This window comes from Labilibacter marinus, from assembly GCF_001659685.2.
In the GTDB taxonomy this organism is placed as follows: domain Bacteria; phylum Bacteroidota; class Bacteroidia; order Bacteroidales; family Marinilabiliaceae; genus Saccharicrinis; species Saccharicrinis marinus.
Map to the genome: position 1 here is coordinate 290,658 of NZ_LXYE02000001.1, position 17,579 is coordinate 308,236.

Genomic DNA, 17,579 nt, shown 5'->3' on the forward strand with positions numbered 1-17,579 from the left:
TCCATATGGCAATTAAAAGAAAAAATTATTCATATGAAGAAGAATCTATTAAAATCCACTTTGATAAAGAAAGGATTGCCATTACTGGCCAATGTATTAACCGGAGGCACTGCCAAACCAGCCTTTGAGATGTGTAAAGCCATACTGGGCTTGAGGTTTAACGATGAGAACCATTTCTCGGACCTCTTGAACCATAGACCAGACCTGGTAGAAAAACTCAAGGAGTTTGAGATAAACCAGAAAGTTGAACTGGAAAAGCTGGCTTTACAGGCAACCCGATTGGAAATAGAAGAATCCAAGGCTTACCTGATGGATAAACAAAGTGCCCGGTTAAGAGAAACGCAGTTGGCCAAAATCACCGGTCAAAGAGATTGGTTGATGCTTGCTTTGGCCATTGTCGTAGTGGTTGGTTTTTTTAGCCTTATTACGGTGATGATTGTTGGAGAGAATGCCCAGAAAGTAACGAATAATGGTCCGATGAACCAATTGTTTGGTGCCTTGGTCGCTGGATTTAGCATGGTGCTGTCTTACTTCTTTGGTTCCAGCAAAAGCTCTGCAGATAAGGACAAAACCATTGCTTACCAGCATAAAGAGAAAGGCCTTTTATGGAACTAAACGTGGTAAGATATAGCTCAGGTAAAGAAAGCACGCTTGGTCTGCTCTTTATCGATGGCAAGTTTGCCTGTTATACGCTGGAAGATGAACATCGGGAAGTTAAAGTACCAGGAGAAACAAGGATTCCTGCAGGAAGGTATAAGGTCAAACTCAGAACAGAAGGTTCGCACCATTGGAGGTACAAAAAGAAGTTTCCGGAAATCCACAAAGGAATTTTGCATGTAATAGATGTTCCGAACTTTACACACATTCTGATTCATATTGGAAATACGGATGATGATACCGCCGGCTGTTTGTTGGTTGGGGAATCTTCTTTTTCAAACGTAACCCAGGCAGGAAGGATTAATAATAGCACTATTGCCTACAAACGAGTATATCCGATGATTGCCAATGCTATTGCAAACGGTGAAGATGTATGGATTACATATCAAGATGAGGTAAAGTTTGAATAAGTATAAAACGAACTAAATTTAATGATTGAGGGGAGTTGCTATGTAACAATCAGGTAAGCTTAGTTTTTATTCCTCCAAATAGATTTGAATGGATTCAATGGAAATGCCGGAATACTCGGCGAATTCCTGGGAGGTGATAAACTGGTGGTTTTCTTTTCCTAATTCCTTTTTGATTTTGGATAAGAGTCTTTGACAGGATTTTTCGCTTTTACCCGTCATGCGCTGTATGTCCTTTGGATAGACACACAGGCGTTTCAGTTTTATGCTCATGATGCTTTATCTATACTTTATCCATACCGTTGTATAGCTTTTTGAATACTCTAAGATAGGCAATATTGAGGGCAAATAATGACAAATGCGACAAAAGGGGACAAAATGGACACCTTGATTTGTGAGGATGCTGAAATAGCATTTACTTTTCGCTTGTAAATCAATAATTGTGTGTTATGGCAAGACAAAAAGGAGTAATTAAGTTAGAAGGAAGAATCGGGGATTTATCCTTTTACAAGAGCGGAGGGGATTACCTTGCCCGAAGCAAAGGAGGTGTGGATGCGGAAAGAATAAAAAAAGATCCTGCATTTGCCCGAACGCGTGAAAATGGGGCTGAGTTTGGCAGAGCTGGTAAGGCCAGTAAGCTTTTAAGAAGTGTTTTTAAAGCACCGATTGCACAGTCTGCAGATAATAAGGTAGCTAGCCGATTAACCACAGCTATGCTGAAAGTTGTTCAGGCAGACACGACCAATAAGAGGGGCGAAAGAAATGTTGTTGAAGGTGATTTGAATCTGCTTAAGGGCTTTGAGTTTAATGGCAATACCAGTTTAGATGAGGTACTAAAAGCAGCTTATACCGTAGCTTTCGACCGAAGTGCCGGAAACGCCCAGGTGTCTGTTGAATTTGAAGACCCGAGTATGGAACTGGAACAAATTGATGGAGCAACTGAAGCTCGTTTAACGGTTGGCGTTGCAGCAATTAATTATGAAACTTCGGAATACGAAGTGGATGTGGTTCAATCTGCTACCATTGATTTAAATTCAAAGGTTGCTTCCACGGTAGACACTTCGGCCAGTATTACGGCTGACAGTACTCAACCTGTATTTGTAGTGTTGGGCATCGAGTATTACCAAACGGTAAATGGTGAGCTTTATATCATCAATAACAAAGAAAGTAGGTCGTTGGCGATGGTAGCTGTTGATATACCGTAATAGGGATTTAGGTCAATAGGTTATTAGTCATTAGTTAATTGAAGGGACTAAAGAAAATGGAACAAATACATCAGGATGGTAAGGCTGGCTTTGTAGGAGGTTGTTTTGTGAGTATCATAAAAAGTGTGGCGATAGATAACGTGATTGAAACGATTGTTTATGCTGCTATTGGGACAGTGGTCAGCTTTATCATTTCGATGTTGTTGCGTTACCTGGCAAGCTTGTTTAAAAAGAGATAGGTTGGTTGTTAAATAGTTCGTGGTTAAAGGTCTTTGCAGAAATGTAAAGGCCTTTTTTATTGGTAGTCATTGGTTGATAGTCAATGGTCATTGGTGAAAAAATAAAGTAATCAAATCTATTGATTTAATTGGTTGGAGAGCAAGTAAAATAAACTATCCTCATCAACTATTTATATCAATGGATTTCAGCCTGGGGGTTTGGGGCGATGGTAATGAATGCCCCCAATTCAATATGAAAATGCGGAGCATGCCCAAGGCAATCGGGGAGGAGAGGAGAATGATTGGTTGAGACGGGAGAAGTTGTAACCCGGTGGGTGGGCTAGTATGGTTGTTTCTGCGATGAAGGTGCGATTGGGCGCTCGGGCCAAGCGGCTATTTAGCATAATGCCGCTATATGGACCGCCGAAGAAATTGAGTTTACACCATTGAAGATAGGCGAGTTATATAGGGGAGCATTATGCTAATATAGCTTTGGGGTGCTGTTTATGGCGAAACTTTTGCCTGGGTTCAGCTTTTAATGCTTTGGAGCAAGTAGAGTGGAGTGAGGTACGAACGTATCCGTCTTGTGAGAAAGTATTAAAGGCTATGGGCTTGCGCCAAGATTTTCTTGGGGCTCGGTTTTTAGCTTGTTGTTAGTAGCCGTTCCGGCTGTGCAATAAGTTAAATATCGAATGTGGGTAAGGGCAAAAGGTATGACATAAGCTGCACCAGAAGGGTTGAGTACTTCTATCGTAGGTTTGAGGGTTAAGAAGCTTTTGTGGCTTTGGTCAATAGTAGAATGGGAATTGGATATTGGTCAATGGTGAAAAGGTAGAAAGATGAAAGGCAAAAAGTTAAGCAAATGCTGAAGGGGAATGGAGGTTTTTGTGGCTGACTGGGCAGTGGTCATTAGATAATAGTCATTGGTTGATTTAGGAAATGGAATGCTTTTGAGGTTAGGTTAAAACAAATACCGCACGCGGGTGAGAAAAAGGCTCGATGGCAGCTTTTTAAGCGTTGGGAGAGAATGACCATCAAATACTAATTTACAAAAAAAAATAGAACTTTTTAAAGAGCTTTGTTTTACAAAATAATTATAAACGAATATTTTTATAGTACTGCAGGAAGTAGGTGAATTTTAAAGTTTTCGATAATGGAATGTTTGAGATGGATGAAGTTAGAGATTTATTCCATGAATGATTTGTGTATTAAATTTCAATTTATTTAGGATATATGAATATATATAAATTAAGTTTAAATGCGTAACTGGTTGTTATTCAGAATCAATATAAAAAATAGATGATTCTACGAACGTATGATTCAATCGTAGAATATTAACCTATTTTTGTCGCTTAATTATTTAGAAATGGTACTGTGTTCTTGTTCTATTAATGAATATCTGTTTAATCACAATAGGATAATGAACATAGGTATTAGTGTGTTAAATGGAGTAAGTGTGTTATTATATGAGGATAATTTGCTGTATATTTTTTTCTATATTTCTAAGCCTTTTAAGTGCCAATTGTCAACTGTTAGATATTCAAAAGTCCATCGTTGACTTTAAGGTAAAGAGTATGAAGGTGCATACGATTCATGGTTCCTTTAGATTGGTTTCAGGTATAATCAAGCTTGATTCAGTATATCATGAAGATGAAATGTTGGTTTTACATATAAATGTTCCTTCGATTAATACTGGTATGGCAAATAGAGATAATGTATTAAAGAGTGAAGACTTTTTCAATACAGAGCTTTATCCTACCATTAGTTTCTACTCAGAGCAAGTAGTTAAAACTTCAGAAAATAAATGGTTAGCCAAAGGGATGTTAAATATAAAAGGTGTTTCAAGAATTGTTGAAATACCTTTTTTACTTACTGAAAAAGAGGTGAAAGGCGATATTTGGATAAATAGGTTGGATTATGGTATTGGAGGTGAGGGTACTTTTTTAGTTGATAAGAAAGTAAATATCTCATTTAATCTTTCCTGTTCCTAAAGTGTTGATTAGAAACGAAAAAATAAGATAAATAATATGAAGTATACATTGTTAGTTTTCATGCTAATTTTAAGTAATGTAATTAATGCAGGTTCATCAATGAAACATGCATTAATAATTGCTATTGGAGATTACCCTGCGGAAGGGAAATGGACTAAGATTTCATCAGGTAATGATATTGACCTAATAAAAGGGTCATTAGAATTTCAGGGTTTTAAAGATGAAAATATAAGCATTTTAAAAGATAAGCAAGGAACAAAAAAAGGGATAAAAGAAGCTTTTTCTAAATTAAGATCTAGTGTTCAGCCTGGGGATGTTGTAGTGATTCATTTTTCGGGTCATGGACAACAAATTGAAGACGATACTAATGATGAGATTGATGGTTATGATGAATCTATTATACCATATGATGCTCAAAGGATATTTAGAAAAGGAATTTATGAGGGCGAGAATCATTTTAGAGATGATGAACTGGGAGAGGAATTGTCATTGATAGCAATGAAATTAGGTGCTAATGGTAACTTGGTAACGATATTTGATGCATGCCATTCTGGAACTGCAACTAGGGGAACAGCAAAGGCTCGAGGAACTTTTCATGTGTTTGAGGAGAAAGCTCAAAAGCTTAAAGGTGATGATGTAAATAAAAAAAGTGGTATGCTCGAATCTAAAGGTACTTCAAGAGGAATGATAGAAGAATTGGCTCCGATGGTATTGATATCTGGAGCAAGTGATAAAGAGCTTAATTATGAGTATTCAGATGATAAAGGTATGTCTTACGGTTCTTTGTCCTATGCTTTTAGCAAAGCTTTAAAAAGTGCCGATGAAAATTATACTTATAAAGCACTTTTTGAGGATATTAAGCGAGAAATGAATGTTATTGCTCCACACCAGACGCCACAGTTAGAAGGTGAAATTGATCAACAATTATTTGGAGGTGATATTGTTGAGCAAAAACCTTTCTTCACGATGGAGGAATGGATTGATGAAAAAACACTGGTACTTGGTGCAGGTAACTTGAATGGATTAAACGATGGTACTATTGTAGGATTATATCCTGGTAATACTCAAAATACAGAAGGTGTAAATTCGATAGTTAAGGGGAAGGTAGTTAATTCCAGTATGTTGGAGTGCGATGTTATTCTTGAAAAACCTCTTTCAAAGGCAGAGGCTAATAAAAGCTGGATTTTTATTGAACAGAACAACTTTGGAGGAATGTCAAAAAAGATATGTATTAAAGGGATTGAAAAAAACAAAAAGATACATTCCGAAATTGTTGAAATTGTATCGTCAATACCAACAATTGCTGTTGATTCAACAAATCCTGATTTATATGTGGAATTTAACGATGAGATGTCGTCTGTCTTTGTTTATACATCAGATGATCAATTGATATATAATCAGGTAATTAATTATAATTTGGATAACCCTGCGAAAGAAATAACTGATGAAATAAAGAATTATATTCAGGGTGATATGGTTAGAGGCCTTGATATGAGAGATGAAAGTTTAAAGGTAACATTTGAAATAATACCTATTAAAGTTGAAAAGGTTGGAAGATACTATAAAGAAGTAGAGCGATTCGATCTTAATTCTAAAATTGATGATGGTCAGTATATATTTAAAGATGGGGATGTATTTAAACTAAAAATAACCAATCATGGTTCCAGGAATGCCTATTTTCAGATTGTAGATATTAAACCCGACCATAAGGTCGATGTTTTAGTACCTAATGAAAAACAAACACCTACCGAATTTATGATTAAAGCTAATTCTACTCTTGAACTTAATAGTATGTTTTTATTTGAAAAACCATTCGGTAATGAAATGTTTAAGCTTGTGGCAACCAAATATCCTATAAATTTAAATAGCATTATTACAAGTAGAGGTAAAAAAGCCAGAACTTCTGAAAATCCATTAGAGCAAATAATGCAAAATTCGTTTTTGCAGACAAGAGCAGCTAGTCTTGGGGCTTCTCCAAAGTCAGCAAATATATATTCAATAGTATTTAAAGTTCAAGAATAGGTAGATTGTCATTTATGAAAAGAGTTTTTGATTTAGATACATTACTTGCGAATATAGCCCTATTTATCGTAATAGGGCTATTTGCATTAGTGCCTATAACGTTTAGTGTCTTCGACCCAATTAAGGATTCGCTTATTGATTTTAAGTACACGGATATGTTGTATTCTAAATTTAATAAATCGGAGAACCCAGATACTAATATTGTATTAGTAAATATTGGTCATTTGTCAAGAATTGAAATAGCAGAACAGATAAATGTCATTAATTCATTTCACCCAAAGGTAGTTGCTATTGATGCGTATTTCTCAGAAAGAAAAGATAATTATTCAGATTCGATTTTAGCTGATGCCTTAAGCAAAACTCAGAATCTGGTTACAGCAGGGTATTTTGATCATAACAATAAAGAAAGCGATATACCTTTATATAAGGAATCACATAGTTTTTTTGGAGATCATACTTCAGGTCATGCCAATTTTTTTGGAAAATCCAGTTCAATTTCAGTTGTTCGGAAATATTCTCCGACAATACTGCACCATGATCAAGAAGTTAATTCTTTTACATCCGAGATAATTCGTAAGTCGTATCCCGATAAGTACACAAAAAATGCTGAACAAGATAGTCGTAATATAAACTATACTTCCCGTTTAAGTGACTTTGTTCATTTTGATGCTGTGGATATCTTTTCAAAATCAGATCAGCTGAGTATTATAAAAGATAAGATTGTCATCCTTGGTTATCTCGGTGACCCGATGGATTCAAAGACAGATGTGGAAGACAAACATTTTACTCCAATGAATAGTAAAATGGCTGGAAGAAGCTTACCTGATATGTTTGGTGTTGTTATTCATGCCAATATTCTTAAAATGGTACTGGAAGATAATTACCTGAAAAAGTCACCTGTTTGGATTAATTGGTTTCTTGCATTTATTCTATCGTATTTTCACCTAATTGTATTTATATATTCTTATTTGAAACCTCATGTTTGGTATAGTTTGATAGTGAAAGTTATACAATTAATATCAAGTGTCTTTCTAATGTTCATGTCACTTTATCTATATTATTATTTTAATCTAAATATCAACATAGCTCCTTCTCTTATTGCCATTGTGCTTTCTGTAGAAGTAATCTATTTTTATGATGGTTTAATGATTTTTTTACGAAGGAGATATAATTTTAAAACAAGGTTTTCGGGATTTAGTAAGTAGTGATTATGTATAAAATATTATCATCGGTATTAGTATTATTGTTTTTGATTAGCAATGGTTTATTTGCTCAAAATGCAATGATAAAAGTGTATTTCGTTAGTGGTAGAGTTTTGTGTAATAACATGCAAATTGTAACAGGAGATACTTTAGAAAGTAATGAAATTTATTTAGAAGGTGATTCTCAATGCATATTAATTAAGGATGATAAGCCGGTGTTGTTAAGGGGTAAAGGTTTTTATTCTCAAAAAGATATTGATTCTCTGATTGCGAATAAGGACTTAGAATTTACAAAGGAATATCTTAAGTATATCTCACAAAAATTTATTAGTAGCAATAAGGAAGTAAATAATAGCCAAAACATAAAAGGAGCGGTTAGTCGTCACTCTCTCATAAAAAGTTTATTGCCACATGAGGGTTCACTAATTATTGGAAATTCCATTTTGTTTGGGTGGAATGATCTTGGTTGTTCGAAATATTTTGTTGGTATTTTTAACCAAAATAATGAGGAAGTATATAGAGGTACTTACTTAAAGCATTATGCACTTTTAGATATTTCTGATTTAAAATTTCCGCCGGGAGATTATTATTGGTTAGTGCATGATACGGATAATTTTCCATCAAATATCAAAGGATCTAAATTCTCAATAGCATCAAACAAAGCAACTCAAGAGATATATGACGAGATGAATTATTATCGAAATACTATTTGGAAGAGTATGGAAGGTACAGAGTTAGAGTTGTTGTATTATCTCGAAAAAGGATTATTCATGCAAACATATTTGATGTATAAGAAAGAGAATATAGCGTTAGAGGAAATTGTAAATCGTATTTTAAAAATTGATATAAAGTAATTATGAAGTTTATTAACCTTACAAGGAGTCATTATTTAATATATGTATTGCTTTTACTCTTATTTACTAGTTGTGCGAGCTATAAGTATTCCAACAAAAGAAAGAATGAGTTTGTTTTTATGGAAGTAAACGAGGATCCTAATGGTATTTTTAATAAAAGAGATATAAAAGAACAAACAATACCGAATGGATTTGGAGCATCACGAGGACTTATGACAGATGCTTTTTCGCTGGCTACAGAAGGAGTTAAAATGTTAATTGATTTGGATAAAAAGAAGTATACAGCAAATTACTCTACAGGAAAGCGACAGTTGTATTTTTATAATTACATCTCAGATAAAGAGGCTGTTGATGCGAGAGGAATGCAGTTTAAAGGTGTTCAAATAACCAGGTTAGTTGAAATGGAGAAAAATAATATTGACACTGCATTTTATATCCGCCTGGTAGTTGATACCGAAAACGTTCAGGAAATTGTAAACAACTCTATTTTTAGACTAAAAGTCGATAGTTTATCCTTACCTCTTGCAAAAGCCAAAATTCCTACTTTTAAATGGTATATGCCATGGACAGTGTTTTATCATGATAGAGATCAAGTTAGCTTTGACCTTACACTTAAGCTAAAATCATCGTGGATGGATAAAAATGGTAACGTTGCAAGAGATGTGTTACTTGGCTCATTTATACTAAACCTTAGAGATATTCCTTTAAATAGAGAATCGGAACAATATGAGGAGTATTATAAAAATGTTATAGGTACACAATTAGATGGTTATTCGTTTTTAGTGCCTCGCTCATATGGTAGTTTTGTTAGCAAAGATGGCGAAACGAAAAGGTGTTATGGACAAGGTCAGTATAATATTTCGGTATCTATAAATGAAACCGGAACGGAACATTTTATAAACAAAGCAGTACAAAATAATTCAAATGCATTGATTGATGCACTTACCCAAAAGGATGGTCAGGATGTTTATAATAAGATGTTGATTAATGAAATGCGTTCGTTGATTAAGTAGAATACCAAAAGAACACATTTATATGCAAAAAAATGTATTGCGAATATCCGTAACATTTATTTTAGTTCTCTTTTTCTTTCGCTATTCGGAAGGTCAGAGTATTTCATACATGATTAGTTATAGGACACCACTTCGTTTCGGATTTGATTTAAATAATATTGAACAAGAAACTTCAGATAATTGGGGAGATTTTTTAAGTTATCAAGCCGGTTATTCTCCTGTTGGATTGAATATGAGCTACATAAGGTTTGATGTGTTCTCGTCATTAACATATCAAAGACAACGTTTTAAGGTAAAAGATTTAGATTCAAAGATGCAGTTAAATAAGCTTGATTTATCGTCATCTTTGATGTATAATTTCTCTTCGAACCTAGATGTAAAGTATCTTATTGGAATAGAATTTGTTTATTCAAATCCGCTTCAGAATTATAAAAAACATGAAGTAGTTTTGAATGATTTATATGAATCTATTGATCTAATGTATGATAGTCAATACATAAATTATCATGAGCAAAAGATAACCGATAAAACAAAAACCTTTAGTTCGTTTAAAAAAATGTTTAAAGGGAGTCTTGATTATTATTTTGTTATCGGATATAAGTTTAAAGGACGTGTAGGTAAAGGGTTGATAAAAACAAATAGTTATGTGACTATAGGTTATTCTCCTAAAAAAACTGAGCTTTTCATTAAGCTTAGCTATACTATAAAAATAATTCATTCTTTTAATAAAAGATCAATATATATACATGGTTATTCAAAATAAGATAATATATATAACAATATGCTTTATGTCACTATCGTTCATGCTAAAGGGCAATGAGCTTATCGTCCAAATGGGGCACTTAGATGAAGTTATTGGAGCTAGATTTTCAAATAATGAAAAATATATTGTATCGTTTGATAAAAAGAATGTTGTAATAGTATGGGACATTAAGTCAGGAGCAGAACTTTTACGGGTTGATCAAGATTTCACTATTACTGATTGTTATTTTTCAGAAGATGATTTAGATATAATAACGTTTGATGTTAATGATAGGAGATTAGTTAGAAATATTAATACAGGTGACTTAAGAGGTACTTCTTCTGGAATGAGTATTACAAAGAAGTATAATGATAAGAATGCAATATTCTATTCCAGAAAATGTGTTGCAGAAAAAAACGACACAATTGAATTGTTAGGAGATTTTATTAGGTATAATGGTATTGGAAGAAAGGGAAAAAAATACTATACGAATAAACGTGACGAAATTTTTACTACAGTTAATTCATCAGTTGTAAATAAAATATGGCTTGTTGGAGATCAACTTGGAAGATTACATGTTTTTAAATTAGGTTCTGTTACTAAACAAAAAACACTATTACCCCACATTAGCAGGATCAATACAATTCAGTTTAGCAAGTCTGAAAACCATTTTGCGGTAGCAAGTAGTGATAGAAGTATTGCTGTATATAGAAGTAATTCATTAAATATGGTAAAACGTTTATATCCTAAAGTTTTCCCTATTAATTGTTCTGATATAGATACTGTAAGGTCTAAGGTTGTAATAGGTAATGATGCTGGTATTATAAGAAGTGTAAATTACAAAGATTTATTAGAAGTTGATAATGGTAAAGTATTTTATAATCAGCCGATTAATGATGTTAAATGTATAAAACATACAAATAAAATTGTATCATGCTCGAAGGATAAATATGTGATAATAAGTAATGATTCATCAATAAATCACTCTAGAATTAATAATAATAGTTTATTTAAAAGAGTAGATAAAAGAAAACGAATAGCACAATATAGATATAAATATTTTCCAAAAGATATTGTCTCTCATATTGCAGTAAAAGATTCTTTATTTACTGTGAGTGCCTATAATGATGGTTTTTTCAATAAAGGATACATATTTAATACATATTCAAAAAACAAACACCTATCAAAATCTGTAATCAAATGTGATAGTAATACTTTAGGTAATTTGAAATACAATACGGATGGTTTATGGGGATTCAATGAGAATGGAATTTTTTGTGTAGATAATGATGGAGAGTATTCGAGAATAGTATCAAATGACACAACAGCAGTAAAATCATTTACATTTTATGAAAATGATTTAGTTGTAGGAATGGATTCAGCAATTGGATTTTATAACTTAGATTCCAATAAATTCTATGATAATATTACTGTTCCAATACATTCGCCTCAACTAATTACAGTTTCAACAAAGAAAAATATTGCAGTTGCTTCTAATCAAGAAGTTTTTATTGTGGATAACAAAAAGCAGCTGGTAGATATAGATGTACCTTTCTTTCATACAGAGGATGTAACAGGTTGTCATTTTTCAAATAATGATTCATTATTAATAAGTACAGGAAAAGATGGACTGATTAAATTATGGGATTTAAATAAAAATGTAGAACGGGTTTCCATTGCACCTTTAGGTCTAAATAAAAAAGTGTGTTTTACGAAAGATGGTTACTATATGGTTGATAGAGGGAGTGTTGATGGATTGTTTTTTAAACAAAAAGGGAAAGCATATCCTATTGAACAATTTGATTTAAAGTATAATCGTCCAGATATTATTCTTTCAAGATTAGATGCAGATCAGGAGTTAATCAGGTTTTACAAAAGAGGATATTATAAACGCTTAAAACAGATGGGTATGAAAGAAGAAGATTTGAGCAATGATCTTCATCTTCCTACGACCCAAATAATAAACGTTGAAAAAATTTCTCAGACAATAAAACAACCAGAGATATCATTTGATGTAAAATGTACTGATAATAAATATCAACTTAATAACCTTTACGTATGGATTAATAATGTTCCCGTTTTTGGGAAAAATGGTATATCTATAAAAGATTCAACAACTAATGTTTTCGAAAAAACAATAAATTTAGAATTAATGTCTGGAAATAATAAGATCCAAGTTAGTTGTTTGAATAATAAAGGTGTTGAATCATATAAAGAAACATTTGAAGTTAAATATGAAACCAAATCCATTAAACAGGATTTATATGTTATTTCTATCGGTACTTCCAAATATCTTTATGGTAACAATCTAAAATATGCAGCGAAAGACGCAGATGATATAACCCAATTATTTAAAAAAGACAAACAATTCAAAAATAGTTACATAAAGACTCTAAAGGATGATCAAGCAACGAAAGAAAATATTTTAGAACTTAAGTCTTTTATTGCTAATGCACGAAGAGATGATGTTGTTATTTTGTTTATCGCCGGTCATGGAATCTTAGACTCTAAATTAGATTATTACTATTGTACTTATGATACTGATTTTTCCAACCCTGCAGAAAGAGGTTTAAGTTATAGCAATATTGAACAGATGTTAGACGGTATTACTGCTCTTAAAAAGATTATTCTTATGGACACTTGTCATAGCGGGGAAGTTGATAAAATTGAGGTTGAAGGGCAAACATCATTAATTAGTGAGGAGGTTACTTATAGATCAAATATAAAAGTACTTAAAAGGGGAGCAAGAACACTTAATGGTGAAAAAGAGGAGGTGAAAACCAGGAACAAATTGATGAAAGTCGCTTTTTTAGATTTAAGAAGAGGAATTGGGGCAAATATAATTTCCAGTTCCGGTGGGGCTGAGTATTCAATAGAAGGAGATAAATGGCAGAATGGATTGTTTACTTATTGCTTAATGAATGGCTTAGAATCAGGAAAGGCTGACATTAATAAAGACAAGGAAATATCATTGTCTGAAATTAAGATGTATGTAAATAAGGAGGTTAGTAAACTTTCAAATGGTCAACAAACACCAACTTCAAGAAGGGAAAATATTGAGTTCGATTTTAAATTTTGGTAATTTTTAAATTCTAACCATCTTAAAAGCATGAAAATATCATTAAAAATAAATACTTATATCTGCTTTTTGTTTTTTAGCATTGTAATAAATGCTCAAATAGAAACAAATAAAGTATTGGAAATACCTAATTTTGTTTATTATTTAGAACAGAGCTTTGACTCTAAGTATATCCTATTTGCTGAAGACTCTGTAATAAATGTTATTGATATTTCTACTCAAAAAAAGGTTAACCAAATACCTTATTATCGTCCAGGAACAACATTTTCAAATTTTGCAGGAAAGAGTCATTTTATAACTTCAAAAAAGAAACATCACATTGCTTATTTTGAAAAAAAGAATGTGAATACCTATATGTTGGTATACAGAAACTATATCACAAATGAAATTGTTTTTGAACATCCAATGGAGCCATTGTCAGTAGTTTGGGGACGCGAACCATATGGATTTGATAGTGCGCCAATAGATAGTTCATTGGTTGTGTATTTTCAGAATAAGAGTTTCATTATTAATGTTGAAAGTAAACAAATTGTCTTTTTTGAAGAAACGAAAGAGAGCATTAATGGTATTTCTTTAAGTCCGGATAGGGAGAGAGTGGCTATTGGGACGGATAAATCATTAATTATTTATAATTGCGATGATAAAAAGGTTTGTGATAAACTTAATTGGGATGATGAAGTAACTGCACTCAAGTTTATTAATAATGATAGTATTGCAGTAGCAGTTGGGGGTAAAATCTATATACAACAACTAAGTTCAAAAAGGAATTTGAAAATATTTTCAACTGGGGTAAGTGAGGTTTCTAATATATATTGTAATAATAACGTTTTTACATATTCTGGAATTAAAGCTTTAAGCAGAAACACTATTATCCATGTTTGGAAAATAAGCAACTTACATATAGTTGGAGAGTTTGTAATTCGTGAAGGTCGATCCGTAATAAATTTAGGGATAAATACCCCCAAGTTATTATCGTATTCAAGTAAGCAATTAAGTACTTATGAATTAGTAAAAGATAAACTACCTCGTATTGTCTCTCAGAATGGACATACTAACCAAATTGGAGGGATTAACTATTCATACGATAAACGTTATATGATAACATATGAGGCATATAATTCTGAGTGTATTATTATATGGGATGTAAAGCTAAATAAAGTTCTGAAAAGATATAAAGGAAATATTAAGAATGCATGTTTTTGCCCTTATAGTTATGATATTATTACATATGATGGTATTAATTATAATTTTATTTATTGGGATATAGTAAATAATTATTCCAACGATTTAACAAATAAATTAACCTTCAATAATGATGATGCAGAAAAGAAATACGAGGAAATATCTAATGATATAGAAAGGTATGCTAAGATTAAGGAAAGAATATTTAGAGAATATAAGGTTGAAGCTTCATTAATTGATTGTAATAATAAAAATGCCGCATTTTATTATTATGATAATTCTTTGTACAAAGGAAAATTAGTGGTTTATAATATAAAAACAAATGTATTCGAAGAGATTGTTTTAGATAACAATATTGGAGGGTATGGTGATAAACCCATTAAGTTCTTTAATTCTAGTACGGTAGCAATACCAGGGTCGAAATATTCAATAGTGTTGTATAACTGGAAGACCAATGAAGTAATTCAGGAATTTACTGGGGATGATAATCGAATTGAAGGACAGTATATTGCAGGTATTCATAAATTAATTCTTTCTAATAAAGGAGATACTTTAATTAGTAGTCACGATGGTGCACGAACTATAATTTGGGATCTTGTAGCTGCTGAAAAATCAAAACAAATAAATAGAGAGCAAGCTGCTATAGGAAAGCAGAGTTTACTTTCGTATCAAAATAATTTACTTGCACTTGAAACATACTCAAAAGATAATTATCAAAGTTTATTTAATATCTATAATTTATATACAGATAGTTTAAATATTATAGTTTATCTCGACACTTTATTTAATATTAATAAAGGTTATCTCTCACTAAATTCTATTGGTAAAAAAGGAATAATTAATTCTGCAATATTAAGTAATGATAATTCGTATGCACTTATACAGGCTTCGTATGCACCTATACAGGCTAGTGATGTAGATAATTGGATTGATTTAATAGATTTAGAATCCGGAAATGTAATTAAAACATATGGGTTAAATAAGGAATTTAAAAATCCAAATATGTCGGTTAGCCCCAACTTTAAATATATTTGCATATGGGAGGATGGGTGTGATATTGTAGTTATTGATATTAAAAAGGGGAAAAAAGTAAAATTGGTACCCGAGAAGTTTAAAATTGATAGAATCAATAATACAGACCTTCAGTTTTCTAAGTTAAACGACAATATGTTAATCATTAAAGATGATTATGACCAGCTTTTAAAGTTTATTGATTTTACGACAAAAAAAATTGTAAAAACAATTGATCGAAAACAAGAAAGAAGCATTTTGAAGGCTGACTATAATAAAGAATATGGAGGAATTTATTCGCCAATAGTAATAGATGAAAAAAACGGATCCGTCTATCACAATGGTATTCACCCTACCGATTTTAAAAGAAATTGCAATATTATATGTACTTCTATAGAAAACAATAAATCAGAATTTTCAATACATGCTAATGATGCAGAAGTTCAGAATATTGCAATCGCAAGAGATGAGCCGTATATGGCTGCAGGTTTGTATAATAATTCAATTATTTTATTTGATACTGAAAGTCAGGAGCAATTGGTAAAAATTATTAATACTACAGGAAAGTCTGTTTTTTTGACTCCGGAATATTATTATAAAGCAGATAAAACGTCACTAAAAGAAGCTTATTTTAGATTTAATAATAAATTGTTTCCGTTTGAGCAGTTTGACTTGCGCTTAAATAGACCTGATATCGTACTAGAGCGGATTGGCCTTGCGGATACAACCGTCGTTGAGGCATATAAAAAGGCATATTTAAAAAGGCTTTCAAAAATGGGTATCTCTGAAAAATCGTTTTCATCAAATTGGCACACTCCTGAAATTGAGATTACAAATTATGGCGAGATTCCTATAAAGACAAGTGAAAAAATAGTAAATATAAAAATTGAAGCAAATGATTCAATTGAAAAACTTAGAAGTATAAACGTTTGGGTTAATGATGTTGCCATTTATGGTTTAAGAGGTGTTAATATAAGTCAGATAAATACAGGTAGTATTAGTAAAGAATTAGAGATCCAACTATCTAGTGGTAAAAACAAAATTCAGATTTCCTGCCTTAATGAAAAAGGTGCTGAATCTTACAAAGAAGCAATGATTATAACCTACGAACCCAAAGAACAAAAGAAACCAAACCTATATTTTATTGCCTTAAGCACTTCGGAATACCAACAAAGTCAATTCAATTTAAAATATGCAGTAAAAGATGGTCGTGATTTGGCCAATCAATTTTCATTGTCGACCAATGAATATGAAAATATTTATGTTGATACTCTATTTAATGAAGATGCGACTATTGAAAATACGATAAAACTTAAAGAAAAACTGTTACAATCGGATGTTGACGATCAGGTAGTATTGTTTGTATCTGGTCATGGCTTGTTGGATGATAATTATGATTTTTATTTTGCATCGCACGATATCGATTTTAATAATCCGGCAGAAAGGGGCATTAGTTATGATAAACTTGAATGGCTCTTAGACAGTATACCTGCTCGTAAAAAACTATTTATGATGGATGCCTGTCATTCAGGAGAAGTTGATAAGGAAGAACTAACTGCTTCAAACGGAACAAAAAAGGAAGAAGGGATTAAAAGTGGAGTGAAGTCCTATTCTTATCGAGCGAGTGTATTTCAGTCTGGAGATGATGAAAAACAAGGACAAATTGGTCTCCAAAACTCATTTGAGTTAATGCAGGAACTGTTTACCAACTTAAATAGAGGCTCAGGAGCAGTGGTCATATCTGCTGCTGCAGGCGATAGCTATGCCCTGGAAAGTGATGTGTGGAACAATGGCGTATTTACCTACTCTGTATTAAACGGCTTAAAAAATAAGGAGGCAGATACGAATAAAGATGGCGAGGTAACCGTATCGGAATTACGAGAATATGTAATAAACAATGTGCAGGATTTAACCAATGGTAAGCAAAAACCAACCACACGACAAGAGAATGTTGAGTATGATTTTAGGGTGTGGTAGAAGTTCAATACAATAAATA

Annotated in this window: 12 protein-coding genes; all 12 read left to right on the forward strand. The window is 32.3% G+C overall.

All coding sequences use genetic code 11. From position 1 onward, the window contains the following. The first annotated feature begins 33 nt into the window (after positions 1 to 33). The 12 genes from A8L32_RS01140 (at position 34) to A8L32_RS01200 (ending at position 17,560) form a co-directional block, all read left to right on the forward strand. The gene (locus A8L32_RS01140; protein ID WP_075589857.1) at positions 34 to 615 is read left to right on the forward strand and encodes a hypothetical protein; all 582 of its coding nucleotides are present in this window, start codon (positions 34 to 36) and stop codon (positions 613 to 615) included. Next, positions 606 to 1,067, forward strand: a complete 462-nt coding sequence (locus tag A8L32_RS01145) for a DUF5675 family protein (RefSeq protein WP_075589858.1) — start codon at positions 606 to 608, stop codon at positions 1,065 to 1,067. Before A8L32_RS01140 ends, A8L32_RS01145 begins: the two co-directional genes overlap by 10 nt. A gap of 446 nt (positions 1,068 to 1,513) precedes the next feature. Beyond that, entirely contained in the window at positions 1,514 to 2,269 is a 756-nt protein-coding gene (locus tag A8L32_RS01155) for a hypothetical protein (protein WP_075589859.1), read from the forward strand. A gap of 56 nt (positions 2,270 to 2,325) precedes the next feature. After that, positions 2,326 to 2,508 carry a hypothetical protein gene (locus tag A8L32_RS01160; protein WP_075589860.1) on the forward strand — a complete coding sequence of 61 codons (183 nt, stop codon included), beginning with the start codon at positions 2,326 to 2,328 and terminating at the stop codon, positions 2,506 to 2,508. A 1,445-nt stretch (positions 2,509 to 3,953) separates the two neighbouring features. Beyond that, positions 3,954 to 4,478, forward strand: a complete 525-nt coding sequence (locus A8L32_RS01165) for a YceI family protein (RefSeq protein WP_075589861.1) — start codon at positions 3,954 to 3,956, stop codon at positions 4,476 to 4,478. A gap of 36 nt (positions 4,479 to 4,514) precedes the next feature. Then, the gene (locus A8L32_RS01170; protein ID WP_075589862.1) at positions 4,515 to 6,500 is read left to right on the forward strand and encodes a caspase family protein; all 1,986 of its coding nucleotides are present in this window, start codon (positions 4,515 to 4,517) and stop codon (positions 6,498 to 6,500) included. Positions 6,501 to 6,514: 14 nt separating this feature from the next. Then, complete coding sequence (locus A8L32_RS01175) at positions 6,515 to 7,705, forward strand: CHASE2 domain-containing protein (RefSeq protein ID WP_075589863.1); 1,191 nt, start codon at positions 6,515 to 6,517, stop codon at positions 7,703 to 7,705. 5 nt (positions 7,706 to 7,710) lie between these two features. Then, positions 7,711 to 8,556, forward strand: coding sequence for a hypothetical protein (locus tag A8L32_RS01180; RefSeq protein ID WP_075589864.1), 846 nt, complete (start codon positions 7,711 to 7,713; stop codon positions 8,554 to 8,556). A 119-nt stretch (positions 8,557 to 8,675) separates the two neighbouring features. Beyond that, on the forward strand, positions 8,676 to 9,569 hold the full coding sequence (locus A8L32_RS01185) for a hypothetical protein (RefSeq protein ID WP_143524977.1): 894 nt from the start codon (positions 8,676 to 8,678) through the stop codon (positions 9,567 to 9,569). 109 nt (positions 9,570 to 9,678) lie between these two features. Next, entirely contained in the window at positions 9,679 to 10,332 is a 654-nt protein-coding gene (locus tag A8L32_RS01190; RefSeq protein ID WP_075589866.1) for a hypothetical protein, read from the forward strand. 25 nt (positions 10,333 to 10,357) lie between these two features. Next, a complete protein-coding gene (locus tag A8L32_RS01195) occupies positions 10,358 to 13,393 on the forward strand; it encodes a caspase family protein (protein ID WP_158027186.1) in 3,036 nt (1,011 codons plus the stop codon). A gap of 27 nt (positions 13,394 to 13,420) precedes the next feature. Further along, complete coding sequence (locus A8L32_RS01200; RefSeq protein WP_075589868.1) at positions 13,421 to 17,560, forward strand: caspase family protein; 4,140 nt, start codon at positions 13,421 to 13,423, stop codon at positions 17,558 to 17,560. The last annotated feature ends 19 nt before the right edge of the window (positions 17,561 to 17,579 follow it).

What these genes read in the sequence shown, in the direction of transcription:
- A8L32_RS01140 (WP_075589857.1), top strand. Translation starts at nt 34, where the DNA reads ATGAAGAAGAATCTATTAAAATCCACTTTGATAAAGAAAGGATTGCCA.
- A8L32_RS01145 (WP_075589858.1), top strand. Translation starts at nt 606, where the DNA reads ATGGAACTAAACGTGGTAAGATATAGCTCAGGTAAAGAAAGCACGCTT.
- A8L32_RS01155 (WP_075589859.1), top strand. Translation starts at nt 1,514, where the DNA reads ATGGCAAGACAAAAAGGAGTAATTAAGTTAGAAGGAAGAATCGGGGAT.
- A8L32_RS01160 (WP_075589860.1), top strand. Translation starts at nt 2,326, where the DNA reads ATGGAACAAATACATCAGGATGGTAAGGCTGGCTTTGTAGGAGGTTGT.
- A8L32_RS01165 (WP_075589861.1), top strand. Translation starts at nt 3,954, where the DNA reads ATGAGGATAATTTGCTGTATATTTTTTTCTATATTTCTAAGCCTTTTA.
- A8L32_RS01170 (WP_075589862.1), top strand. Translation starts at nt 4,515, where the DNA reads ATGAAGTATACATTGTTAGTTTTCATGCTAATTTTAAGTAATGTAATT.
- A8L32_RS01175 (WP_075589863.1), top strand. Translation starts at nt 6,515, where the DNA reads ATGAAAAGAGTTTTTGATTTAGATACATTACTTGCGAATATAGCCCTA.
- A8L32_RS01180 (WP_075589864.1), top strand. Translation starts at nt 7,711, where the DNA reads ATGTATAAAATATTATCATCGGTATTAGTATTATTGTTTTTGATTAGC.
- A8L32_RS01185 (WP_143524977.1), top strand. Translation starts at nt 8,676, where the DNA reads ATGGAAGTAAACGAGGATCCTAATGGTATTTTTAATAAAAGAGATATA.
- A8L32_RS01190 (WP_075589866.1), top strand. Translation starts at nt 9,679, where the DNA reads ATGATTAGTTATAGGACACCACTTCGTTTCGGATTTGATTTAAATAAT.
- A8L32_RS01195 (WP_158027186.1), top strand. Translation starts at nt 10,358, where the DNA reads ATGTCACTATCGTTCATGCTAAAGGGCAATGAGCTTATCGTCCAAATG.
- A8L32_RS01200 (WP_075589868.1), top strand. Translation starts at nt 13,421, where the DNA reads ATGAAAATATCATTAAAAATAAATACTTATATCTGCTTTTTGTTTTTT.